General features: G+C 68.6%; 22 protein-coding genes. 11 read left to right on the top strand and 11 right to left on the bottom strand.

Annotated features, from left to right (window positions below):
• The first annotated feature begins 32 nt into the window (after nt 1-32).
• The 3 genes from P3W75_RS21910 to ilvD all read left to right on the top strand — a co-directional run bounded on the left by P3W75_RS21910 (nt 33) and on the right by ilvD (nt 3,936).
• A complete protein-coding gene (locus tag P3W75_RS21910) occupies nt 33-572 on the top strand; it encodes a type 1 glutamine amidotransferase domain-containing protein (protein ID WP_276229414.1) in 540 nt (179 codons plus the stop codon).
• A gap of 84 nt (nt 573-656) precedes the next feature.
• Nucleotides 657-1,853 carry a class I SAM-dependent rRNA methyltransferase gene (locus tag P3W75_RS21905; protein WP_276229413.1) on the top strand — a complete coding sequence of 399 codons (1,197 nt, stop codon included), beginning with the start codon at nt 657-659 and terminating at the stop codon, nt 1,851-1,853.
• 244 nt (nt 1,854-2,097) lie between these two features.
• Nucleotides 2,098-3,936 (top strand): dihydroxy-acid dehydratase, encoded by a 1,839-nt coding sequence (ilvD, locus tag P3W75_RS21900; RefSeq protein ID WP_276229412.1) that lies wholly within the window; start codon nt 2,098-2,100, stop codon nt 3,934-3,936.
• 134 nt (nt 3,937-4,070) lie between these two features.
• On the opposite strand, the gene P3W75_RS31945 is transcribed toward ilvD, so the two are convergent.
• Entirely contained in the window at nt 4,071-4,505 is a 435-nt protein-coding gene (locus P3W75_RS31945; protein WP_430765401.1) for a pilin, read from the bottom strand.
• Between the two features lie 320 nt (nt 4,506-4,825).
• Here P3W75_RS31945 and P3W75_RS21890 point away from each other — a divergent pair, with 320 nt between their 5' ends.
• Together P3W75_RS21890 and P3W75_RS21885 are read left to right on the top strand one after the other, a co-directional pair.
• Entirely contained in the window at nt 4,826-6,214 is a 1,389-nt protein-coding gene (locus P3W75_RS21890; RefSeq protein WP_276229410.1) for a nucleobase:cation symporter-2 family protein, read from the top strand.
• A gap of 49 nt (nt 6,215-6,263) precedes the next feature.
• The gene (locus P3W75_RS21885) at nt 6,264-6,734 is read left to right on the top strand and encodes a metallophosphoesterase family protein (RefSeq protein ID WP_276229409.1); all 471 of its coding nucleotides are present in this window, start codon (nt 6,264-6,266) and stop codon (nt 6,732-6,734) included.
• Between the two features lie 39 nt (nt 6,735-6,773).
• Here the strand turns inward: P3W75_RS21885 and P3W75_RS21880 are convergent, their stop codons facing one another.
• On the bottom strand, nt 6,774-8,147 hold the full coding sequence (locus tag P3W75_RS21880; RefSeq protein ID WP_276229408.1) for a GTPase/DUF3482 domain-containing protein: 1,374 nt from the start codon (nt 8,145-8,147) through the stop codon (nt 6,774-6,776).
• Entirely contained in the window at nt 8,140-9,531 is a 1,392-nt protein-coding gene (locus P3W75_RS21875; RefSeq protein ID WP_276229407.1) for a DUF2868 domain-containing protein, read from the bottom strand. The genes P3W75_RS21880 and P3W75_RS21875 overlap by 8 nt, the downstream gene beginning before the upstream one ends.
• 169 nt (nt 9,532-9,700) lie before the next feature.
• Between P3W75_RS21875 and P3W75_RS21870 the strand changes: the two genes are divergently transcribed.
• The 3 genes from P3W75_RS21870 to P3W75_RS21860 are packed head-to-tail and all read left to right on the top strand — an operon-like array spanning nt 9,701 to nt 12,319.
• The gene (locus tag P3W75_RS21870; protein ID WP_276229406.1) at nt 9,701-10,720 is read left to right on the top strand and encodes a hypothetical protein; all 1,020 of its coding nucleotides are present in this window, start codon (nt 9,701-9,703) and stop codon (nt 10,718-10,720) included.
• Nucleotides 10,717-11,778 carry a hypothetical protein gene (locus tag P3W75_RS21865; RefSeq protein WP_276229405.1) on the top strand — a complete coding sequence of 354 codons (1,062 nt, stop codon included), beginning with the start codon at nt 10,717-10,719 and terminating at the stop codon, nt 11,776-11,778. Before P3W75_RS21870 ends, P3W75_RS21865 begins: the two co-directional genes overlap by 4 nt.
• Before the next feature lie 19 nt (nt 11,779-11,797).
• The gene (locus tag P3W75_RS21860) at nt 11,798-12,319 is read left to right on the top strand and encodes a dihydrofolate reductase (RefSeq protein ID WP_276229404.1); all 522 of its coding nucleotides are present in this window, start codon (nt 11,798-11,800) and stop codon (nt 12,317-12,319) included.
• A gap of 53 nt (nt 12,320-12,372) precedes the next feature.
• On the opposite strand, the gene lgt is transcribed toward P3W75_RS21860, so the two are convergent.
• A complete protein-coding gene (gene lgt / locus P3W75_RS21855) occupies nt 12,373-13,206 on the bottom strand; it encodes a prolipoprotein diacylglyceryl transferase (RefSeq protein WP_276229403.1) in 834 nt (277 codons plus the stop codon).
• A gap of 20 nt (nt 13,207-13,226) precedes the next feature.
• The gene (locus P3W75_RS21850; RefSeq protein WP_276229402.1) at nt 13,227-14,012 is read right to left on the bottom strand and encodes a sulfite exporter TauE/SafE family protein; all 786 of its coding nucleotides are present in this window, start codon (nt 14,010-14,012) and stop codon (nt 13,227-13,229) included.
• Nucleotides 14,013-14,341: 329 nt separating this feature from the next.
• Here P3W75_RS21850 and P3W75_RS21845 point away from each other — a divergent pair, with 329 nt between their 5' ends.
• The gene (locus P3W75_RS21845; RefSeq protein WP_276229401.1) at nt 14,342-15,094 is read left to right on the top strand and encodes an NRDE family protein; all 753 of its coding nucleotides are present in this window, start codon (nt 14,342-14,344) and stop codon (nt 15,092-15,094) included.
• Nucleotides 15,095-15,307: 213 nt separating this feature from the next.
• Here the strand turns inward: P3W75_RS21845 and P3W75_RS21840 are convergent, their stop codons facing one another.
• The 3 genes from P3W75_RS21840 to P3W75_RS21830 all read right to left on the bottom strand — a co-directional run bounded on the left by P3W75_RS21840 (nt 15,308) and on the right by P3W75_RS21830 (nt 19,202).
• Nucleotides 15,308-16,342: a sensor domain-containing diguanylate cyclase gene (locus P3W75_RS21840; protein WP_276229400.1), complete on the bottom strand. Its 1,035-nt coding sequence runs from the start codon at nt 16,340-16,342 to the stop codon at nt 15,308-15,310.
• A gap of 78 nt (nt 16,343-16,420) precedes the next feature.
• Nucleotides 16,421-18,700 (bottom strand): phosphoenolpyruvate--protein phosphotransferase, encoded by a 2,280-nt coding sequence (gene ptsP / locus P3W75_RS21835; protein WP_276229399.1) that lies wholly within the window; start codon nt 18,698-18,700, stop codon nt 16,421-16,423.
• Between the two features lie 22 nt (nt 18,701-18,722).
• Nucleotides 18,723-19,202: an RNA pyrophosphohydrolase gene (locus P3W75_RS21830; RefSeq protein WP_276229398.1), complete on the bottom strand. Its 480-nt coding sequence runs from the start codon at nt 19,200-19,202 to the stop codon at nt 18,723-18,725.
• Between the two features lie 145 nt (nt 19,203-19,347).
• Between P3W75_RS21830 and P3W75_RS21825 the strand changes: the two genes are divergently transcribed.
• Entirely contained in the window at nt 19,348-20,007 is a 660-nt protein-coding gene (locus tag P3W75_RS21825) for an HAD family hydrolase (protein WP_276229397.1), read from the top strand.
• 6 nt (nt 20,008-20,013) lie between these two features.
• Here the strand turns inward: P3W75_RS21825 and P3W75_RS21820 are convergent, their stop codons facing one another.
• From P3W75_RS21820 to ilvA, 3 genes are all read right to left on the bottom strand, one after another.
• Nucleotides 20,014-20,481, bottom strand: a complete 468-nt coding sequence (locus P3W75_RS21820) for a DUF2269 family protein (RefSeq protein WP_276229396.1) — start codon at nt 20,479-20,481, stop codon at nt 20,014-20,016.
• 29 nt (nt 20,482-20,510) lie between these two features.
• Nucleotides 20,511-20,978, bottom strand: coding sequence for a DUF2269 domain-containing protein (locus tag P3W75_RS21815; RefSeq protein WP_276229395.1), 468 nt, complete (start codon nt 20,976-20,978; stop codon nt 20,511-20,513).
• Between the two features lie 112 nt (nt 20,979-21,090).
• The gene (gene ilvA, locus P3W75_RS21810; protein ID WP_276229394.1) at nt 21,091-22,635 is read right to left on the bottom strand and encodes a threonine ammonia-lyase, biosynthetic; all 1,545 of its coding nucleotides are present in this window, start codon (nt 22,633-22,635) and stop codon (nt 21,091-21,093) included.
• A 111-nt stretch (nt 22,636-22,746) separates the two neighbouring features.
• On the opposite strand from ilvA, the gene rpiA reads away from it, so the two are divergent.
• On the top strand, nt 22,747-23,347 hold a 601-nt coding region (gene rpiA / locus P3W75_RS21805), incomplete at its 3' end, for a ribose-5-phosphate isomerase RpiA (protein WP_276229393.1).

Raw genomic sequence — 23,347 nt, 5'->3', positions numbered from 1 at the left:
TTACACCCAGCGGACGAAATGGGAGACCCGCCATGAGCCAGACACTCAAAGGCAAGACCGTCGCCGTCCTGGTCACCGACGGCTTCGAGCAGGTGGAACTGACCGGCCCGCGCCAGGCGCTGGAAGACGCCGGCGCCACGGTGCACATCCTTTCCGACAACACCGACCAGGTGCGCGGCTGGAACCACGACCAGCCGGCCGACGCCTTCAAGGTCGACGGCACCTTCGAGACGGCACGCATCGACGAGTACGACGCCGTACTGCTGCCCGGCGGCGTCTTCAACGCCGACCAGATCCGCAGCCTGCCCAAGGCCCAGGAACTGGTGAAGCGCGCCGACCACGCCGGCAAGCCGATCGCGGTGATCTGCCATGGCGCCTGGCTGCTGGTTTCCGCCGGGCTGGTCGAGGGCCGCACCCTGACCAGCTGGAACTCGCTCAAGGACGACATCAGCAACGCCGGCGGCCACTGGGTCGACCGCCCGGTGGTCCGCGACGGCCACCTGATCAGCAGCCGCAAACCGGACGACATCCCGGCCTTCAGCAAGCAGTTGATCGACAGCCTCGCCGCCTAGGCGGCCCGACCGAAAGGCGCGCGCCCGGCTCCGGCGGCGCGCGCCGCTGCGCTATAATCGCGCTCTTTTGCCGGAGCCTCTCCCATGACCCTGCCCAGCTTGCGTCTGAAAGCCAACGCCGAGCGCCGCCTGCGCGCCGGCCACCTGTGGGTCTACAGCAACGAGGTGGACGTCCAGGCCACCCCGCTGAACGCCTTCGCCGCCGGCGACCAGGCGATCCTCGAGATGGCCAACGGCAAGCCCCTGGGCGTGGTGGCGGTGAGCCCCAACAACCTGATCTGCGCGCGCCTGGTGTCCCGCGACACCAAGCACGTTCTCGACAAATCGCTGCTGGTTCATCGCATCAACGTCGCCCTGAGCCTGCGCGAGCGCCTGTTCGACAAGCCCTGCTACCGCCTGGTCTACGGCGACTCCGACCTGCTGCCCGGCCTGGTCGTCGACCGCTTCGGCGACGTGCTGGTAGTGCAGTTGGCCTCGGCCACCATGGAACGCCACCGGGACGACGTGCTCGCCGCGCTGCTGCAGGTGCTCAAGCCCAGCGCCGTGCTGTGGAAGAACGACTCCAGCGCGCGCGACGCCGAAGGCCTGGAGCGCTACGTGGAGAACGCCTACGGCGAAGTTCCCGAGTGGGTTCCGCTGGAAGAGAACGGCGTGAAGTTCGAAGCGCCGGTACTGGCCGGGCAGAAGACCGGCTGGTTCTACGACCACCGCATGAACCGCGCCCGCCTGGCGCCCTACGTGAAGGGCAAGCGCGTCCTCGACCTGTTCAGCTACATCGGCGGCTGGGGCATCCAGGCCGCGGCCTTCGGCGCCAGCGAAGTGATGTGCGTGGACGCCTCGGGCTTCGCCCTCGACGGTGTCGAGCGCAACGCCACCCTCAACGGCCTGGCCGAGAAGGTCGCCTGCGTCGAAGGCGACGTGTTCGACGCCCTGCGCGAGCTGAAGTCCGCCGACGAGCGCTTCGACGTGGTCATCGCCGACCCGCCGGCCTTCATCAAGCGCAAGAAGGACCTGAAGAACGGCGAGGCCGCCTACCGCCGCCTCAACGAACAGGCCATGCGCCTGCTGAACAAGGACGGCATCCTGGTCAGCGCTTCCTGCTCGATGCACCTGCCCGAGGACGACCTGCAGGACATCCTGCTCGGCAGCGCCCGCCATCTCGACCGCAACATCCAGCTGCTCGAGCGCGGCGGCCAGGGCCCCGACCATCCGGTGCACCCGGCCATCCCCGAGACCCGCTACATCAAGAGCCTGACCGTGCGCCTGCTGCCCAACAGCTGAAACCGGCCGCAAGACGCCCCGCCGACCGCCAGCCTTTCCCTGGCGGCGGCGGCAGGCGTAGAATCCTGACCATCCCTCGCCAACATCCCCCGGCGGGCCCGTGAGCCCCGGCCGCGCGGGCGGTGACCCCGCCACGCCTAGCAGCCCCCTCCGAGCATGCAGCTCCATCTGCCGTTTGCATGTGCTTCGAACGACGCTCACGATAAGACTCTTACCGAAGCCTGATCAGCCGCAGGAACTCGTCATGCCCGATTACCGCTCGAAAACCTCCACCCACGGCCGCAACATGGCCGGCGCCCGCGCCCTCTGGCGCGCCACCGGGATGAAGGACGAAGACTTCAAGAAGCCGATCATCGCCATCGCCAACTCCTTCACCCAGTTCGTGCCCGGCCACGTGCACCTGAAGGACCTCGGCCAGCTGGTCGCCCGCGAGATCGAGAAGCACGGCGGCGTGGCCAAGGAATTCAACACCATCGCCGTGGACGACGGCATCGCCATGGGCCACGACGGCATGCTCTATTCGCTGCCCAGCCGCGAGATCATCGCCGACTCCGTCGAGTACATGGTCAACGCCCACTGCGCCGACGCCATCGTCTGCATCTCCAACTGCGACAAGATCACCCCCGGCATGCTGATGGCCGCGCTGCGCCTGAACATCCCGGTGGTGTTCGTCTCCGGCGGGCCGATGGAAGCCGGCAAGACCAAGCTGGCCAGCCACGGTCTGGACCTGGTCGACGCCATGGTGGTGGCCGCCGACGACTCCTGCTCCGACGAGAAGGTCGCCGAGTACGAGCGCAGCGCCTGCCCGACCTGCGGTTCCTGCTCCGGCATGTTCACCGCCAACTCGATGAACTGCCTGACCGAGGCCCTGGGCCTGTCGCTGCCGGGCAACGGTTCGACCCTGGCCACCCACGCCGACCGCGAGCAACTGTTCCTGCGCGCCGGCCGCCTGGCCGTGGAGCTCTGCCAGCGCTACTACGGCGAGGGCGACGAGAGCGTGCTGCCGCGCAGCGTGGCCAGCTTCAAGGCGTTCGAGAACGCCATGACCCTGGACATCGCCATGGGCGGCTCGACCAACACCATCCTGCACCTGCTGGCCGCGGCCCAGGAGGCGGAGATCGCCTTCGACCTGCGCGACATCGATCGCCTGTCGCGCAAGGTGCCGCAGCTGTGCAAGGTGGCGCCGAACATCCAGAAGTACCACATGGAAGACGTGCACCGCGCCGGCGGCATCTTCTCCATCCTCGGCGAGCTGGCCCGTGGCGGCCTGCTGCACACCGACGTGCCGACCGTGCACAGCCCGAGCATGGCCGACGCCATCGCCCAGTGGGACATCACCCAGACCAGCGACGAGAAGGTCCACACCTTCTTCAAGGCCGGCCCGGCGGGCATCCCCACCCAGGTCGCGTTCAGCCAGAGCACCCGCTGGGACACCCTGGACGCTGACCGCGCCGAAGGCTGCATCCGCAGCGTCGAGCACGCCTACTCGCAGGAAGGCGGCCTGGCCGTGCTGTACGGCAACATCGCCCTCGACGGCTGCGTGGTGAAGACCGCCGGCGTCGACGAGTCGATCCACGTGTTCGAAGGCCGCGCGAAGATCTTCGAAAGCCAGGACGGCGCCGTGAAGGGCATCCTCGCCGACGAGGTGAAGCCGGGCGACATCGTGATCATCCGCTACGAAGGCCCGAAAGGCGGCCCGGGCATGCAGGAAATGCTCTACCCGACCAGCTACCTGAAGTCCAAGGGCCTGGGCAAGGACTGCGCCCTGCTCACCGACGGTCGCTTCTCCGGCGGCACTTCGGGCCTGTCCATCGGCCACGCGTCCCCGGAAGCCGCCGCCGGTGGCGCCATCGGCCTGGTCAAGGACGGCGACAAGGTGCTGATCGACATCCCCAACCGCAGCATCAACCTGCTGGTCAGTGATGAAGAACTGGCCGCCCGCCGTATCGAGCAGGACAAGAAGGGCTGGAAGCCGGCGCAACCGCGCGCCCGCCGCGTCAGCACCGCGCTGAAGGCCTACGCCCTGCTGGCTACCAGTGCCGACAAGGGTGCTGTGCGCAACAAGGCGCTGCTGGACGGCTGATCGTTCCATAGAAAACAAAAAGCCCGGACTTGCTCCGGGCTTTTTATTCCTAATCAAACAAACGCTCCTGATGTCTGAATTTGGCGCCCCTCAAGGCAAACCCCAAAAACCTTCCAGACTAAGCGCGTTCAAAATCATGGAGTTTGAGGGCTGCAGTTGTTCGCAAACTTTTGCTCAACATTGGTAGCGCAACTCCAAACACCTGCAGCCTGGCTATAGCTGTAAGTAACGGTCTTTCCATTCAGATTCGGGCTCGCCCCAGCAAACGTATAGGTCAACGTGTATGAAGTCGCGCCTGCTTGCGCATCAGTGGGAGATGCAATTGCGCCATATTTTCCGTTCAGCTGCAGGCCCAGGGATACGGCCGTGATAGCTAACCCCTGGTCAATCTTCTCTTGAACCGCTGGTTTTGCTCCGCTCATCAAACTATGAGCTTCCGAAAACTGGCTACGAGCGATGTAGTTCTGATACTGCGGAATCGCGACCGCCGCCAGAATCCCGATGATCGCCACGACGATCATCAACTCGATAAGCGTGAAGCCTTTCTGCGTTGCCCGATAATTTCTCATTTCACTACTCCATGGGTTCTCGTCTGAAGCCCCCCATCCCCACGCGGGAACTGGAGGGAGATGCGGATTTAATTCCCCACGGATAAGCCAGATATGTAGTCCCCTTCCTTGGAACGACAGCGAAACATCCCCAATCTCGAAAATCGCTCGAAAACTCTCAATTAGGCCATCGGCACTGCGCCGCTGAACGGCAGAAGTTGCCCCCACAGCCGTCACTTTCCGCCGAAGTTCGACACCCACGCCGGAAATCCCTGCCCTATGGCACTGGGCGATCACGCCGCCGCCCCGTAAAATCTCGCTCTTTTTTCCGGACCGCCGCCATGAGCTCCCTCGAGAACCCCGTCAGCGCCGACCAGGCCCAGCCCGACCTGGTCTACGGCCTGGAAGACCGTCCCACCCTGCCCGTCGCCCTGCTCGCCGCGCTGCAGCACCTGCTGGCGATCATCGTGCCGATCGTCACCCCCGGCCTGCTGATCTGCCAGGCGCTGGGCGTCTCGGCGCGCGACACCAACCTGATCGTGTCGATGTCGCTGGTCATCTCCGGCATCGCCACCTTCGTCCAGTGCAAGCGCTTCGGGCCGTTCGGCGCCGGGCTGCTGATCGTCCAGGGCACCAGCTTCAACTTCGTCGGCCCGCTGATCGCCGGTGGCGCGCTGATGGTCAAGCAGGGCACCCCGGTGGAACAGGTGATGGCGGCGATCTTCGGCGTGGTCATGGCCGGCTCCTTCGTCGAGATGGGCGTGTCGCGCGTCCTGCCGTTCGTGAAGCGCCTGATCACCCCGCTGGTGACCGGCATCGTGGTGCTGATGATCGGCCTGACCCTGATCAAGGTCGGCCTGATCAGCATGGGCGGTGGCTTCAGCGCCATGGCCAACGGCACCTTCGCCAACGGCGAGAACCTGCTGCTGTCCGGCGTGGTGCTGGCGATCATCGTGGTGCTCAACCGCATCCCGGTGGTGTGGATGCGCAGCGGCGCCATCGTCATCGCCCTGGCCGTGGGCTACGCCCTGGCCGGCTACCTGGGCCGCCTGGACTTCACCGGCATGCACCAGGCCGCGCTGTTCCAGGTACCGACCCCGCTGCACTTCGGTCTGAGCTTCTCCTGGGGCCTGTTCATCCCGATGCTGGTGATCTACCTGGTCACCTCGCTGGAAGCCATCGGCGACGTCACCGCCACCAGCAAGGTGTCGAAGCAGCCGGTCGAAGGCCCGCTGTGGATGCAGCGGATCAAGGGCGGCGTGCTGGTGAACGGCGCCAACTCGCTGCTGGCCGGGGTATTCAACACCTTCCCCAGCTCGATCTTCGCGCAGAACAACGGGGTGATTCAGCTGACCGGCGTGGCCAGCCGCTACATCGGCCTGTGGATCGCCGCCATGCTGGTGGTGCTGGGCCTGTTCCCGAGCGTCGCCGGGATCATCCAGGCGGTGCCCGAGCCGGTGCTCGGCGGCGCGGCCATGGTGATGTTCGGCGCGGTCGCCGCCTCGGGCATCAACATCCTCGCCGGCACCCACCTGGACCGCCGCGCCCTGCTGATCATCGCCGTCAGCCTGGCCCTGGGCCTGGGCATCTCGCAGGTGCCGGAGTTCCTCGCGCACATGCCGGCGGCGCTGCGCAGCGTGCTGGAGTCCGGGGTCGCCACCGGCGGCATCTGCGCCCTGCTGCTGAACTGGTTCCTGCCGGAATCGCCGGCCGCCAAGGCCGCTCACTGAGTCAGCGACGACGCCACCTCCGGGTGGCGTCGTCGTTTATGCTGCAGGCATGCACACGCCCCTGCGCCTCGGTGTGATCGCCGACACCCACAACCTGCTGCGCCCGGAGGCGCTGGACGCCCTGCGCGGTTGCCAGCGCATCCTGCACCTGGGCGACATCGGCCAGCCGGCGATCCTCGACGGGTTGCGCCAGCTGGCGCCGCTGGACGTGGTGCGCGGCAACAACGACACCGCTGCCTGGGCCGAAGCCATACCGGAAACCCTGGCGCTGGAGCTGGGCGGGCTGCGCCTGTACCTGATCCACGACCTCAAGCAGCTGGCGCTCGACCCGCGCGCCGAAGGCTTCGACCTGGTGCTGGCCGGGCACTCGCACAAGCCCTCGCAGGAGGTGCGCGACGGGGTGCTCTACCTCAACCCCGGCAGCGCCGGGCCGCGGCGCTTCAAGCTGCCGATCGCGCTGGCGATCCTGACCATCGCCGATGGCCACGTCGATGTGGACATGCTCACGCTGACCCCGTAGGGCGCATAAAGCGGAACGCTTTATCCGCCGATGGCCGCGTTACGGTTCCAATAGCTGCTGAGCCAGGACGTCGACCTGCTCCTGGCGCTCGCTCCTGTCCACCCGCTTGCGGCCGTTGAGGGTCGACCATTCCGGGTGCGCGCGGGCCTTGCGCAGGGCCTCGGGCAGCTTGCCCTCGCGCCATTGCTTGTCCTCCGGCGAGGCGACGCGGATCGCCTCCAGCGCCGCGTGCCCGCGCACCTGCAAGGCCGCCAGCAGCTGGCGTTGGCGCAGGGCGAGCAGGCGCAGCACGTGGTCGTCCACCGAGAGTTCGCGCTGGCCCTTGAGCTTGCCGATCAGCCGCTGGCCGTAGTGCCCGACCGTCTGCCAGGCGCCGCCGGCCAGCGCGCCCAGGGCGGTGGCGGCGCCGAGGGTGAGGCCGCCGACCAGCAGGTCGATGCCGGCGCCGGCCGCCGCGCCGGCGGCCACCCCGCCCCCCAGGCGCACGCCGAGCTGGCGCAGGGTTTCCGGGTTGAACAGGTCGTCGCCCCAGCGGCCGTCGAGCAGCGGCAGGTCGGCGGCGCGGGCGTCGTCCTTGCGGAACGCGTAGAGCCGCAGCAGCGCCTGCACGCAGGTTTCCTCGCGCTTGCGCACGCGGTCGCGCAGGGCCTCGGTGGCCGTGCGGATGGCCTCGGCGTCGCCGGGCACCAGGTCGCGGCAGGCGGCGACGTCCACCAGCAGCTCGGCGATCAGCCGGGCGCCCGCCTCGCGGCGCGCCACGGCCTGCGCCTCGTGGTCCTGGATCAGCCGCTCCAGCTGCGGGCGCGAGCGCTCCAGCAACAGCGCCAGGCTTTCATAGAGACGGCGCTCGCCGTCCAGCGGCGGCGCCACGCTGTCGAAGCGCACCAGCGCGTGCAGGCCCAGGCGTGACAGGGCCTCGCGCCACTGTTCCTCGCGGTGGTTGGCGCTGGCGACAAAATTCAGCACCGGCAGCAGCGGCCGCGCGCAACCGGCGAGCACCGCCAGCTCGTCGCGGTACTTGGCCAGCACCGGCTCGCGGGCGTCGATCACGTAGAGCCCGGCGTCGGAGGCCTGCAATTGGCGGAGCACCTTGGCTTCCTGTTCGAAGCGGCCGCGCGCCTCGCTGCCATCGAGGAAGCGGCGCAGCTTCTCCGGGCCGTCCAGGCGTTCGCCGGGGCGCTCCAGGGCGTCGAGGTAGTCGCGCAGGGCGATGGCGTCTTCCAGGCCCGGCGTGTCGTACAGCTCCAGCAGCGCCTCGCCGTCCACCGACAGGCGCGCACCCTCGACATGCCGGGTGGTGCTCGGCCGGTGCGAGACTTCGCCGAAGCCGACGTCGCGGGTCAGGGTGCGCAGCAACGAGGTCTTGCCGACGTTGGTGTGGCCGACCACGGCCAGCCTGAGGGGCTCAGTCATGTCCGCTCTCCAGCCAGGCCAGCGGGGATGCGCCGCTGTACGCCAGGTTCAGCTTGTCGAGCGCGGCGTGCCAGTCGGCCAGGCGCTCGCTGTCCAGGGCCACGCCCGGCGGTGGTTGCAGCAGCCAGACGCGGGTGGCGCCGGCGCAGCGCGACAGCTCGGCGATCAGCGCCAGGGTGCCGCGGTCCGGCGAGCGCCGTGGGTCGCAGGTCACGGCCAGGCGCGCCGGCGGGTAGCGGGTCAGCTGCTCCAGCAGGCGCCGACGCTGCGCGCCGTCGTCGAGCACGCCGGCGTCGGCCACGCCCGCCGGCAGTTTCGGCGGCCAGGGCTGGCTGTCGTCCAGTTCGATGGCCACCAGCAGCGCACCGTCGGCGCTCGCGGCGGGTTGCTGGGCCTGCGGCTCGACCAGGCTGGCCGGCGCGGCGTCGTTGACGCCCAGGCGCTCGCTGCTGGGCAGCAGGCGCTCGCGCAGCAGGCTGTAGCCGGGCAGCGCCAGGTCCAGGCGCAACGCCGCGCGGCCGCTGCGCCAGCGCCACAGGCAGAACACCCAGAGCAGCAGGCGCGGCAGCAGGCCATACACCGCCAGGATGCCCACCAGCCAGCCGGCCCAGGCGTGCCTCGCGGCCTCGCTGGCCACCAGGGCGTCGCCGCTGGCGCGCACCAGCTCGCTGTCCGGCAGCGGGAAGCCCAGCAGCGCCGGCAACGCGCCGAGGCCCTGGGTGAGGAAGACGAAGGTGTCACCGCCGAGGATGGTGGTTTCCCAGACGAAGCCGTAGCGGCGCGTCGACAGCAGGGCCAGCAGCAGTACCAGGGCCGCGCCCAGGGCCAGCAGCCACAGGCCGTGGACCAGCATGCCCAGCGCCCAGCGCGTCAGGCGCTGGCGGCCGAGCAGCACCAGCAGCGCCGGGGCCAGCTGCGCGGCGCGGGCGTCGCGCGCCAGCTTGCCGCTCAGCCACAGCCACAGCCGGCCGAGGGCGCCGGCCGCTTCGCCGCCGCCGAGGGCAAAACCGCAGGCCCAACCGAGCAGCATCAACAGGTCGAGGCCGAGCAGGCTGGCCAGGGCCCAGAACACATTGACCGGGCGCTGGCCATCGCCGAGGGCGGCCAGCGCCAGGCCGCCGCCGCTGAGCAGGGCGAGGACGATCAGCAGGTAGAAGGCCAGTTGCGCGCCCTGTTTCCACAGGCGCAGGGCGACGTCGAGCCCGTCGCGGCCGGCCAGCCACAGGGCGCGGGTTTCGATGCGCCGGGGCAGCTCGCCGCCGCCAGCGATGGCGCGGCGGTTGGCCTCGGCGTCCTCCAGCGGGCCGGCCTGCTCTTCGCGCAGGCGCACGGCTTCGCATAGCCACAGTCGGTCGAAGGCGGAAGGTGGGGCGCTATCGCTCACGGGCTCTCCGGCACGGGTTCCTGGGGCCAAGCATAACCGTTGCGTCGCGGCGCGTCCGCCCGACGGGGTAACACCGGCGGAAGCGGACCGAACCAAGGAAGGGCTTACCCGGCGCGCCGCCGGGTATAGGGTGCGAAAGCCAACCAGAACAACAACAACGAGGCCCGCCATGCCGCGCGTCCTGCCCTGCGCCCTGCTCCTGCTGGCCGCCGCCCACGCGGCCGCCGTGGAAACGCCTCCGGTCCGCCCCTCCGACTGGGGCCCGGACACCCCGCTGATGCAGGCGGTGCCGCCGCGCCAGCTGGACGAGAAGGTCGGCCAGCGCGCCTCCGACAGCGACGAGTCGAAGCTGTGGATAAGCCACACCGACTTCCGCCTGCACGACGACATCGGCTTCTTCATCCGGCGCATGCTGATCCGCATGAGCTCCAACGGTCCCAAGGGCACCCCGCTGATGCTCGACGACCCGCGTGCGATGGTCGCGCGCATCCAGGCCGGAGACATCTTCGTCGCCGACGCCACCCTCGCCACCCTGCTCAACGCCGAGCTGCGCAACGCCAACGCGCCGGTGCGCAACCTGGCCCTGAGCACCCGCAAGGATGGCCAGGAAGTGCGCGGCGAGCTGCTGCGCAAGGGGCGCTGGCGACCGCTGCGGATGCTCACCGGGATCGAGCAGGCCGGGCCGCTGAAGGTGGCCCTGGTGCCGCAGCGGATCTTCGTCGACGAGGTCGACGTCACCCCCTCGCTGAGCGCCGCCTCGATCGAGATGTCCGAGGTGCTGCAGCTGCACACCGCGCACATGCAACTGCTCGGCAACCGCATCCTGGTCGACCTCGACGGCCTGTTCCCGCCGCCGCGCCTGGACTTCACCGTGCGCAGCCTGAAGCTCGCCGACGGCGGCATGGACCTGCTGCTCGGCGACGACCTCGCCAGCCTGCAATGGCCGCAGCTGCAGGCCCCGGAGAGCTACATGTTCATCCAGGGCGGCGACATCAAGATGGCCCGCACCATCCTGGTCAAGGCCTACGCCCTGTTCACCAGCCTGAGCCCCGGGCAGCCGCTGCTGTTCAACCTCTACGACTACCGCCGGCAGTTGCAGTACGGCGAAATCCGCCTGCGCCAGGACGGCATGGTGCATATCGCGGTGTCGCCGGTGAAAGCCCCCGCGCCGCAGGAGAAAACCCTATGAAGCGCCTGCTGACCCTGCTTCTCGCCCTGGCCCTGCCGGCCTGGGGCCAGACCGCCATCGAGCGCCAGCAGCAGGAACTGCAACTGCTGCGCCAGGGCTGGTTCCAGCAGACCCCGCCGGACGCCAGCCACCCGGCCAGCCGTCCCGGCGGCGTGCGCGACTCCGGCCAGGACGGCGTCGGCCTGCTGCTGCACAACGTGGACATGTACTTCGAAGGAGGCATCGGCTTCCACAGCCCGCAGCTCAAGGGCTGGCTGGTGCCGCTCAAGGCCGGCGCGCCGGTGGACTTCGACCGCCCGCAGGACATGCGCATCCAGGTCACCGAGGGCGAGGTGATCCTCGATGCGCAGCAACTGGCCAACCTGTTCAACCAGCGCATCCTGGCTTATCCACAGAGCATGCTGCGCAACTTCAGCATGAGCGTCGACGGCGAGCGCCTGCTGGTCAGCGGCGAGGTGCAGCCGCTGGGCATCGGGCCCTGGCTGCCGCTGCGGCTGGCCGGCAGCGTGCGCCTGGAAGGCGACGAGATCCTCTACCAACCGGACCAGGTCAAGGTCCTCGGCGTGCCGGCCTACGGCGCCATGAGCCTGGTCGGCCTGCACCTGGATTCGCTGGTCAGCCTGGAGCGCCCCGGCGCCCTGCTGCGCGACAACGCCATGCGCCTGGACTATCACCAGGTGTTCCCGCTGGTGGGCATCGACGGCAAGGTCGACGCCGCCTGGCTCGACCAGCAGGGCCTGCACCTGCGCTTCGCGCGCCCGGCCGGCAGCCCGCCGCCGCGCTTCGAGCCGCCGAGCCAGGCCGGGCCGTCCTACGTCTGGCTACAGTCCGGCGACCTGAAGATCTTCGAGATCCTCATCACCTACGCACAGGTGCTGCTCAAGGCCGAGCAGCCGGACCAGACGCTGCTGTTCAACCTCAAGGACTACCGCAAGGTGCTGGCCACCGGGATCACCCAGGTCAACGAGGACGGCACCTTCTTCATGCGCGTGCCGCCCTACGCCAACGACGCGCCCGGCCAGCGGCTGGTATCCTCTGCCGCTGACCGCGCCCCCTGACCACGAGACTGGAGCCACGATGTCCCAAGCCCCTTCCCGCCTGCCGCTGGCGATGATCGCCGCCCTCGCCGAGAACCGCGTGATCGGCGTCGACAACCGCCTGCCCTGGCACCTGCCGGCCGACCTCAAGCACTTCAAGGCGCTGACCCTGGGCAAGCCAATCATCATGGGCCGCAAGACCTGGGACTCCCTCGGCCGCCCGCTGCCGGGCCGGCTCAACCTGGTGGTCAGCCGCCAGGCCGGCCTGCAACTGGAGGGCGCGGAAGTCTTCGCCTCGCTGGAAGCCGCGCTGGCGCGCGCCGATGCCTGGGCCCGCGAGGAGGACGCCGAGGAACTGATGCTGATCGGCGGCGCCCAGCTGTACGCCGAGGCCCTGCCCAGCGCCGAGCGCCTGTACCTGACCCGCGTGGCGCTGAGCCCGGTGGGCGACGCGCACTTCCCCGAAGTGGACGAAAGCCGCTGGCAGCTGGCCTCGAGCATCGACCACGAAGCCACGCCGGAAACCCCGGCCTACGCCTTCGAGGTGTGGGACCGCGCCTGAGCCCAGCCCACGAAAAAGCCCGCCGAATGGCGGGCTTTTTTTGCGCTCGGGCGTCAGTTCGCCAGGGGCTTCGCCGCCGCGCGACGGTAGGCCCAGAGCATCAGCGCGATGCCGCCGAGGATCATCGGCACGCACAGCAGCTGGCCCATGGTCAGCCAGTCCCAGGCCAGGTAGCCGGGGCCGCCGTTGCCGCCGGCGCCCTGGTCGGCGTCGGGCAGGCGGAAGAACTCGACGAAGAAGCGGAAGCAGCCGTAGCAGAGGATGAACAGCCCCGACACCGAGGCAGTCGGCCGCGGCTTGCGCGAGAACAGCCAGAGGATGACGAACAGCGCGATGCCCTCCAGGGCGAACTCGTAGAGCTGCGACGGGTGGCGCGGCAGTTGCGCCGGGTCGCTGTAGGGCGGGAAGATCATCGCCCAGGCCACGTCGGTGGGCTTGCCCCACAGCTCGGCGTTGATGAAGTTGCCGATGCGCCCGGCGCCCAGGCCGATCGGCACCAGCGGGGCGATGAAGTCCATCAGCTGGAAGAAGCTCTTGCCGTTGCGCTTGCCGAACCACCAGGTGGCCAGCATCACGCCGATCAGCCCGCCGTGGAACGACATGCCGCCCTCCCAGACCTTGAACAGGTTCAGCGGGTTGGCCAGGTAGAAATCGAACTTGTAGAACAGCACGTAGCCCAGGCGTCCGCCCAGCACCACGCCGCAGGCGACCCAGAACACCAGGTCGGAGAGTTTCTCCTTGCTCCAGGTCGGGTCGAAGCGGTCGAGCCGGCGCGAGGCCAGCAGCCAGGCACCGCCGATGCCGATCAGGTACATCAGCCCGTACCAGTGGATCTTCAGGGGGCCGAGCGACACCGCGACGGGGTCGATCTGTGGATAGGGCAGCATCGCTTTCTCCTAAGGGTGAATCATTTGAGCAGGAAGCTCATGCCGACGCAGAACATCAGCAAGGCGAACAGGCGCTTGAGCACCTTGGCCGGCAGGCGGTGCGCCAGGCGCGCGCCGATCCGGGCGAAAAACATGCTGGTCACGGCGATGCCCACCAGCGCCGGTAGGTAGACGAAGCCGAAGCTCCACTGCGGCAGCTCGGGCCGGTGCCAGCCGACCACGATGAACGAAATCGCCCCGGCGATGGCGATCGGCAGGCCGCAGGCCGAGGACGTCGCCACCGCCTGCTGCATGGAGACGCCGCGCCAGGACAGGAAAGGCACGGTCAGCGAACCGCCGCCGATGCCGAAGATCGCCGAGGCCCAGCCGATGAAGCCGCCGGCCGCGCCCAGCCCGGCCTTGCCCGGCAGGCTGCCGCCAGCCTTGGGCTGCAGGCCGAGGGCCATCTGGATGGAAATCAGCACGGCGAAGGTACCGATGATCTTCTGCAGCACCGGACCCTGGATCTTCGACGCAGTGAGCGCGCCCAGGGCGCTGCCGACGACGATGCCCACGGTCATCCAGACGAACACCGGCCAGAGCACGGCGCCACGGCGGTGGTGCTCGCGAATGGAATTGATCGAGGTGAAGACGATGGTCGCCAGCGAGGTGCCGACCGCCATCTGCGTCAGCACGTCGACCGGGAAGCCATGGGCGGTGAAGCTGAACACCAGCACCGGCACGATGATCAGCCCGCCGCCGACGCCGAACAGTCCGGCCAGCACCCCGGCGCAGGCGCCCAGCACCAGGTACAGAAGGAACTCCATGCGGACCTCGGGTGGCAAAAGCGGCATGGTACCGAAATTGCGCCCGGGGCGGCAGCCGCTCCTCGGGATGGTCCGCGCCGGGCAGCGCAAGATGAAGAAACTTTCATCTCCGCCAGCCGGCGACGGTGGAATCAGGTGGCTTCGTCCTGAAGCCGGTGTTCGTCCGTGGGAGGCGCACTTTAATGGTCGGGCGATTAGCGGGATATATGGCAAACACCGCGATCGATGTGGGAATCCACTTACGCGGAAGCGCTGGGCGACGCGGAAGCTATTGAGTCCGCGCCGACAGTTTCCTACCCTGCCGGTACCACCACCGCACGGTCTTCCCCATGTGCCTGATCGTTTTCGCCTGGCGCCCCGGACACGCCACGCCCTTCGTCGTCGCGGCCAACCGTGACGAGTTCTATGCCCGCCCGACGTTGCCGCTGGCGGCCTGGGAGGACGCGCCGGGCGTGTACGCCGGGCGCGACCTGGAGGCCGGCGGCAGCTGGATGGGGGTGGGCCCCGGCGGGCGCTTCGCCGCGCTGACCAATGTACGCGACCCCGGCCAGCCGCTCGGGCCACGCTCGCGGGGCGAGCTGGTGGCCGGTTTCCTGCGCGGGCGACAGGCGCCGCTGGAATTCCTGGCCGACGTGCAACGCCGCGCCAGCGAGTATTCCGGCTTCAACCTGTTGCTGGGCGACGGCCGGCAACTGTTCTACTTCAACCCCCGCGCCGGTGCGCCGCGCGCGCTGCCGGCGGGCCTGCACGGGCTGTCCAACGCCGAGCTCGACACGCCCTGGCCGAAGCTGCAACGCGCCCGTGCCGCGCTGGCCGAACACCTCGACGAAGCCAATCCGCAGGCCTTGCTGGCCTTGCTCGGCGACCGCGAGCGGCCGGCCGACGAGCAACTGCCGGAAACCGGCGTTGGCCTGGCCACCGAGCGCCTGTTGTCCAGCGTATTCATCGCCAGCGCCAACTACGGCACCCGTGCCAGCAGCGTGCTGCGGGTCCACGCCAGCGGCCGGCGTGAGTTCATCGAACGCAGCTTCGGCCCCGAGGGCGCGCGCCTGGGCGAGATCCACCTGGACCTCGGTCTATAGGATTCCTCGATACGTAGGGCGAATAGCGCGCAGCGTTATCCGCCGCTCGAAAGGCTCGACTGACGCCAAGCCCGGCCATGGAGTGGCGGGCGTCGGCGTATAACCGCGAACGGTTATACGCCCTACCGGGCGCGCCGCACGCTCTCGCGATATTCCGGCGCGATGCTGGATCACGGATGAATCCGCTCCTGCAAAATCGGCGCGAACGCCCGATCAGCACACCTCGATGCAGTCGCGCTGGCGCTTGGCGCGGTAGAGGCCGTCGTCCAGGCGTCGCAACAGCTGTTCCAGCGGCTCGCCGCGGCGCATGCCGGCCAGGGCGAAGCTGGCGGTGAGCGGTGGGAACAAGTCGCCGCCGGCTGCGCCGATCAACAGGCGCAGGCGCTCGGCCAGGGCGCCGGCGGCCACCAGCGGCGTGTTGGGCAGCAACACGACGAACTCTTCGCCGCCCCAGCGGGCGAAGCAGTCCTGTTCGCGCAGGGAATGGCGCACCGCCTGGGTCACCGCCACCAGCACCTGGTCGCCGGCCGGGTGGCCGAGGCTGTCGTTGATGCGCTTGAAGTGGTCGAGGTCGAACATCAGCACGCTGACGTCGTAGCCGTGGCGCTGGAAGCGCTGCCATTCGTGCTGCAGGCTGCCTTCGAAGCGGCGGCGGTTGTGGATCTGCGTCAGCGGATCGGTCTCGCTCAGGCGAACCGCCACCGCGGCCTGCTCGGCCAGCGCCAGGTTCGCGCGGCGCAACGCTTCGGTGCGCTGCGCCACCAGTTGTTCGAGGTTGTGGTTGAGCTCGCGAAGTTCCTCGTTGCGCCGCTGCAGCTCCAGCTCGATCAGCTTGCGCTCGTGGATATTGTGATGCGCGCCGATCATGCGCGTGGCGCTGCCGTCTTCGGCGAACTCGACGAAGCGGCCGTGATCCCTTATCCACAGGTAGTCGCCGTTGGCGCAACGGCAGCGGTACTCCTCGGCGTAGGTCGCCTGGCTGCCGTCCAGGTAGGCCTGGAAGCCGCGCATGACCTGCGGGAAGTCGTCGGGGTGGATCACCGAATGCCAGGTGGCGACGCTTTCCGGCAGGCCGTCGAGGGGGTAGCCGAGCATGCGGTACCAGCCCGGGCTGCGCTTGACGTCGTCGCTGCGGATATCCCAATCCCAGATACCGTCGCTGACGATTTCCAGGGCGTAGCGCAGGGTCTTCTCGATGGCTTCGCGGGAGGCGCCGGGGCTGCCCGCGAGGTCTTGCTGCTCGTCCATAAGCCTACTTCCGGCGGTGCCGGTTTCTACGGGCTCCCGGGGACGACTCAGCTCCGGGGAGGGCGGCGGTTCCGGGCTTCAGCCCTGGATGGTCGCCGCCGGGTTGATCACCCGGCCGAGGCCGAGGTTGCGCAATGCCAGGTGCAGGGAGCTGTGGATCACCTGCGGGTTGTCGAAGGTCATCAGTTGGCCGAGCAGCTCCCGGGCCTTGCCCAGGGTGATCTGGCGCAGCAGCCACTTCACTTTCGGCAAGTTGGTGGCGTTCATCGACAGCGAATCGAAGCCCATCGCCATGAGCAGCACCGCCGCCGCCGGGTCGCCGGCCATCTCGCCGCAGATGCTCACCGGCTTGCCTTCGGCGTGAGCGTCGTCGACCACCTTCTTCAGCGCCTGCAGCACCGCCGGGTGCAGGTAGTCGTAGAGGTCGGCCACGCGCGGGTTGTTGCGGTCCACCGCCAGCAGGTACTGGGTCAGGTCGTTGGAGCCGACCGAGAGGAAGTCCACCTGGCGCGCCAGCTCGCGGGTCTGGTACACGGCCGCGGGGATTTCCACCATCATGCCGATCGGCGGCATCGGGATGTCCACGCCTTCGTCGCGGATCTCGCCCCAGGCGCGGTGGATCAGGTGCAGCGCCTCTTCCAGCTCATGGGTGCCGGAGATCATCGGCAGCAGGATGCGCAGGTTGTTCAGGCCTTCGCTGGCCTTGAGCATGGCGCGGGTCTGCACCAGGAAGATTTCCGGGTGGTCGAGGGTGACGCGGATGCCGCGCCAGCCGAGGAACGGGTTGTCTTCCTTGATCGGGAAGTAGGACAGCGCCTTGTCGCCGCCGATGTCCAGGGTACGCATGGTCACCGGCAGCGGGTGGAACGCCGAGAGCTGCTCGCGGTAGATCGCCAGCTGCTCCTTTTCGCTGGGGAAGCGGTCGTTGATCATGAACGGCACTTCCGTGCGGTACAGGCCAACGCCCTCGGCGCCGCGCTCCTGGGCGCGCGCCACGTCGGCCAGCAGGCCGGTGTTGACCCACAGCGGCATGCGGTGGCCGTCGAGGGTCTCGCAGGGCAGCTCGCGCAGCGCGGCCAGGCCCTTGCTCAGCTCCTTCTCTTCGGCGACCACTTCGCCGTACTGCTTGACCAGCTGCGGCGACGGGTTGGTGTAGATCTCGCCGTGGTAGCCGTCGACGATCAGGTCGATGCCGTCGACCTTGGAGTACGGCAGGTCGACCGCGCCCATCACCGTGGGAATGCCCATGGCGCGGGCGAGGATGGCGACGTGCGAGTTGCCCGAGCCGAGCACCGAGATCAGGCCGACCAGCTTGCCCTCGGGCACTTCGCCGAGCATCGCCGGGGACAGCTCCTCGCTGACGATGATGGTCTGGTCGGGGTAGGTCAGGTTCTGCTTACGCTCTTCCTGGAGGTAAGCGAGGATACGCCGGCCGATGTCCTTGACGTCGGAGGCGCGCTCGCGCAGGTAGGCGTCGTCCATCAGTTCGAAGCGCGCGACGTGCTCCATCACCACCTGGCGCAGGGCGCCCTGGGCCCACTGGCCGGAGCGGATGATGCGCTTCACTTCGAGGCCGATGGAGGCGTCGTCGAGCATCATCAGGTAGACGTCGAACAGCGCGCGCTCTTCCTTGCGCAACTGGGTGGCGAGCTTGCTGGAGAGGTTGCGCATGTCCTCGCGGACCGACTCCAGGGCCTGCTTGAAGCGCTCGACCTCGGCCTCGACGTCGTCGATCGGCTTGTCCGGGACCACTTCCAGGTCGGCCGGCGGCAGCACCACCACGGCCTTGCCCACGGCCACGCCGGGGGCGCCGGGGACGCCGACGAACTTGGCCTCCTGGATGCCCTTGCCGAGCTTGCCCAGGCCGCGGATCGAGCCGGTGGCCTCGGCGTGGGCGATGACCCCGGCGAGCTGCGCGCTCATGGTCACCAGGAAGGCTTCCTCGCCCTCGTCGAACTGGCGCTTTTCCTTCTGTTGCACGACCAGAACGCCCATCACCCGACGGTGGTGGATGATCGGCGCGCCGAGGAAGGAGGCGTAGCGTTCCTCGCCGGTCTCGGCGAAGTAGCGGTAGCGCGGGTGCTCGGAGGCGTTCTCCAGGTTCAGCGGCTCCTCGCGGGTGCCGACCAGGCCGACCAGGCCTTCGTTCGGCGCCATGCTGACCTTGCCGATGGAGCGCTTGTTCAGGCCCTCGGTGGCCATCAGCACGAAGCGGTTGCTCTCCGGGTCGAGCAGGTACACCGAGCACACCTGGGTGCCCATGGCCTCCTTGACCCGCAGCACGATGATCCCCAGCGCCGCCTTGAGATCCTTGGCGGCGTTCACTTCCTGGACGATCTTGCGCAGCGTGTTGAGCATGCTCAGGGCCTTATCTCCTTGTTCAGTCCCGCGCCAGCAGGCGGGGCGCCAATTCCTTCAGGGCACGCCGGTAGACCTCGCGCTTGAAGGTGACCACCTGCCCCAGCGGGTACCAGTAGCTCACCCAGCGCCAGCCATCGAACTCCGGCTTGCCTGTCACGTCCATGCGTACGCGGTTCTCGTCGCCGGTCAGGCGCAACAGGAACCACTTCTGTTTCTGGCCTATGCACAGCGGCTGGCTGTTGGTGCGCACCAGTCGTTGCGGCAGGCGATAGCGTAGCCAACCCCGCGTGCAGGCGAGGATGCGCACATCCTGTTCTTCCAGGCCGACCTCTTCGTTCAGCTCGCGGTACAGCGCCTCTTCAGGGGTTTCCCGGGCATTGATGCCGCCTTGCGGGAACTGCCAGGCCTCCTGGTTGATGCGCCGCGCCCACAGAACCTGCCCGGCCTCGTTGGAGAGGATGATGCCGACATTGGGGCGAAAACCATCGGGATCGATCACGGCGGGACATCCTCGAAAACGCGTGTGCCCGCATTGTTCCACAAAGCCTGTGAGAGCGGCAACGCGAGGCTTGGCGCGCATGGGCAGGGCCGGCAAAAGCCGTTACTCTAGGCGACTTTTCCGCTTTCGCAATTAAGGGTGAACCATGCCGCGTCTGGCCCTCTTCGACCTCGACAACACGCTCCTGGCCGGTGACAGCGATCACAGCTGGGGCGAGTGGTTGTGCCAGCGCGGCCTGGTCGACGCCGACGAATACCAGGCGCGCAACGACGCCTTCTACACCGACTACCAGGCCGGCACCCTCGACGTGTTCGCCTACCAGGCCTTCACCCAGGCGATCCTCGGGCGCAACTCGGTCGAGCAGCTGGCCATCTGGCATCGCCAGTTCATGGACGAGGTCATCGAGCCGATCATCCTGGCCAGGGGCGAGGCCCTGCTGGCCGAGCACCGCGCCGCCGGCGACCGCCTGGTGATCATCACCGCGACCAACCGCTTCGTCACCGGCCCGATCGCCGAGCGCCTGGGCGTGGAAACCCTGATCGCCACCGAGTGCGAGATGCGCGACGGCCTCTACACCGGCCAGACCTGCGACGTGCCTTGCTTCCAGGGCGGCAAGGTGACCCGCCTGCAGCGCTGGCTGGAAGAAACCGGGCTGAGCCTGGAAGGCAGCTACTTCTACAGCGATTCGCGCAACGACCTGCCGCTGCTGGAAGTGGTCGCCCACCCGGTCGCCGTCGACCCCGACGACGTCCTCCGCGCCACCGCCGAGGCCCGCGGCTGGCCGGTGCTCAGCCTGCGCGACTGAGCCGCGTCACAGCGGCTTGTTGACCATCAGCCAGAAGATCGCCAGGAAGGCCAGGAACGCCGGCCAGCCCAGGGCGAACCACCAGCGCATATAGAAGAAGGCCCGCGGCGGCAGCGCGGCTTCCGCCGCCGTCGCCGCCTCGGCCAGATCGCGCACGCGCATCTGCAGCCAGACCACCGGCAACCAGCAGGCGCCGGCGAACACATACAGGCCCAGGCTCCACAGCAGCCAGCCCTGGCCCAGCGGCCAGCCGGCCCAGTGCGCCATGGCCAGGCCGCTGAGCGGCTGGAACACCGCGCTGCTGGCAATGAACAGCCAATCGGCGGTGACCAGGTGGCGGAAGGTCACCCGGATCGCCTCCAGGCTGCCGCTGCGCCAGGCCCGCCAGGCGTAGTAGGCCGAGCCCAGGCCGGTGCCGAACAGCAAGGTGGCGGACAGGATGTGCAGGGTCTTGAGCAGCAGGTAGGGGCTCATCGGCACTCCATTGCCGGGCGGGGCTGAAGCTAGACCGGCTTGGCCAGCATCAGCGCGAGTATGGCCAGCCAGCCGAGCAGCGCAATGACGAAGAACGCGGCGCCGAAGCGCAGCTCGCGCACGGCGCGCTCGGCCAACGGCTCGCCGCTGTCGCGGGCGCTCACCGCCAACGCGCGGATGCGCCACAGGCGGCTGGTGAACAGCAGCCAGAAGACCGCCACCAGGATCAGCAGGCAGGCGCTGGCCAGCAGCCAGGTATGGCTCAACGCGAAGCCGGCGCGATGGACCATCTGCCAGCCGCTGACCGGCAGGCTGATCACGCTGCCGGCGATCAGCAGCCAGGCGGCCAGGCCGATGCGCTGCAGCGCCTTGGCCAGCACGCCGGCATCCCCGCCACGCCAACTGCGCCAGCCGTACCAGCCCAGGCCGAGGATGGCCAGCAGCGGTACGGCCACGGCGACGCCGTGGAGGATCTTGAGGGTCTGGTAGGTTTCCATGCGGGCGTTCCCTGTCGCGGTTCGGGCTGTTCCATCAGCCTAGCAGCGCTGCCGGCCGGCGGGTTGAGCTGGGACAGCGACGGCCGCCCCGGCGTTCCCGCCCGCCGTGGCGTCAGCCGAGGAACAGCTTGTAGGCCGGGTTGTCGCTCTCGTCCCAGTACGGGTAGCCGATCTCTTCCAGCGCCTGCGCCACCAGGTGGCGCTCCTCGGCCGGCACCTGCAGGCCGGCGACCACGCGACCGTCGGCGGCGCCGTGGTTGCGGTAGTGGAACATGGTGATGTTCCAGCGCCCGCCGAGCTTGTTGAGGAAGTTGAACAGCGCGCCGGGGCGCTCGGGGAACTCGAAGCGGAACACCTGCTCGTCGCTGACCCGCGGCGAATGGCCGCCGACCATGTGGCGGATGTGCAGCTTGGCCAGTTCGTTGTCGGTCAGGTCCAGCACCGGGAAGCCCTGCCCGCGCAGTTGCTCGACCAGCGCCGCGCGCGGGTCGTTGTCCGGGTGGGTCTGCACGCCGACGAAGATGTGCGCTTCGCTGTCGGTGTTGTAGCGGTAGTTGAACTCGGTGATCTGGCGCTTGCCGATGGCTTCGCAGAACGCCTTGAAGCTGCCCGGACGCTCGGGGATGGTCACGGCGATGATGGCTTCGCGCTTCTCGCCCAGCTCGGCGCGCTCGGCGACATGGCGCAGGCGGTCGAAGTTGATGTTGGCGCCCGAGTCGATGGCCACCAGGGTCTGCCCGCGCACGCCGTCGCGCTCGACGTAGCGCTTGATCCCGGCCACCGCCAGGGCGCCGGCCGGCTCGGTGATCGAGCGGGTATCGTCGTAGATGTCCTTGATCGCCGCGCAGATCTCGTCGGTGCTGACGGTGATCACTTCATCGACGTACTGCTTGCAGATGTCGAAGGTGTGCTGGCCGATCTGCGCCACCGCCACGCCGTCGGCGAACAGCCCGACCTGGCCGAGCACCACGCGCTCGCCGGCGGCCATGGCGGCCTGCAGGCAGTTGGAGTCGTCCGGCTCGACGCCGATCACCCGCACCTCGGGGCGCAGGTATTTGACGTAGGCGGCGATGCCGGCGACCAGGCCGCCGCCGCCCACCGGCACGAAGATGGCGTCCAGGCGCCCCGGATGCTGGCGGAGGATTTCCATCGCCACGGTACCCTGGCCGGCGATCACGTCCGGGTCGTCATAGGGGTGGATGTAGGCGTAGCCCTTTTCCTCCACCAGCTTCAGCGAGTGCGCCAGCGCCTCGGGGAAAGCGTCGCCGTGCAGCACCACCTTGCCGCCGCGGGCGCGCACGCCCTGGACCTTGAGCTCCGGCGTGGTGCGCGGCATGACGATGGTCGCCTTCACCCCCAGCTCCTTCGCCGCCAGGGCCAGGCCCTGGGCGTGGTTGCCGGCCGAGGCGGTGACCACGCCGCGCGCCAGCTCCTCGGGGTTCAGCTGCGCCAGCTTGTTGTAGGCGCCGCGAATCTTGAAGCTGAACACCGGCTGCAGGTCCTCGCGCTTGAGCAGGACCTGGTTGTCCAGGCGCTCGGAAAGGCGGCGGGCCGGCTGCAGCGGGGTTTCCACGGCGACGTCGTAGACGCGCGAGGTGAGGATCTTCTTGACGTACTGTTCGAGCATCGGGGCGGGCTTCGCAGGGGTCGGGCACAAAGCCGGCAGTCTACTCCAGTCGGCGGACGGCCGGGCGGCGAATCCACATTCGGCGGGCGTCGCCGCTATAATTCGCGGCTCAAGTCCCTTTCCCCAGCCGGAACCCGATACATGAACCAGGACCAGCTCAAGCAGGCCGTGGCCCAGGCCGCCGTCGACCACATCCTCCCGCACCTCGACAGCAAGAGCATCGTCGGCGTCGGCACCGGCTCCACCGCCAACTTCTTCATCGACCTGCTGGCCAGGCACAAGGCCGAGTTCGACGGCGCCGTGGCCAGCTCCGAAGCCACCGCCCAGCGCCTGAAGGGCCACGGCATCCCGGTCTACGACCTGAACACGGTCAGCGAGCTGGAGTTCTACGTCGACGGCGCCGACGAAACCAACGAGCGCCTGGAACTGATCAAGGGCGGCGGCGCCGCGCTGACCCGCGAGAAGATCGTCGCGGCCGTGGCCAAGCAGTTCGTCTGCATCGCCGACCAGAGCAAGCTGGTGCCGATCCTCGGCGCCTTCCCGCTGCCGGTCGAGGTCATCCCCATGGCCCGCAGCCACGTGGCGCGCCAGCTGGTCAAGCTGGGCGGCGACCCGGTCTACCGCGAGGGCGTGCTGACCGACAACGGCAACATCATCCTCGACGTGCACAACCTGCGCATCGACAGCGCCGTGGACCTGGAGCAGAAGATCAACAACATCGTCGGCGTGGTCACCAACGGCC

Source organism: Pseudomonas citronellolis (genome assembly GCF_029335315.1).
Classification (GTDB): domain Bacteria; phylum Pseudomonadota; class Gammaproteobacteria; order Pseudomonadales; family Pseudomonadaceae; genus Pseudomonas; species Pseudomonas citronellolis_A.
This window is presented reverse-complemented; position numbering and strand designations above follow the sequence as displayed.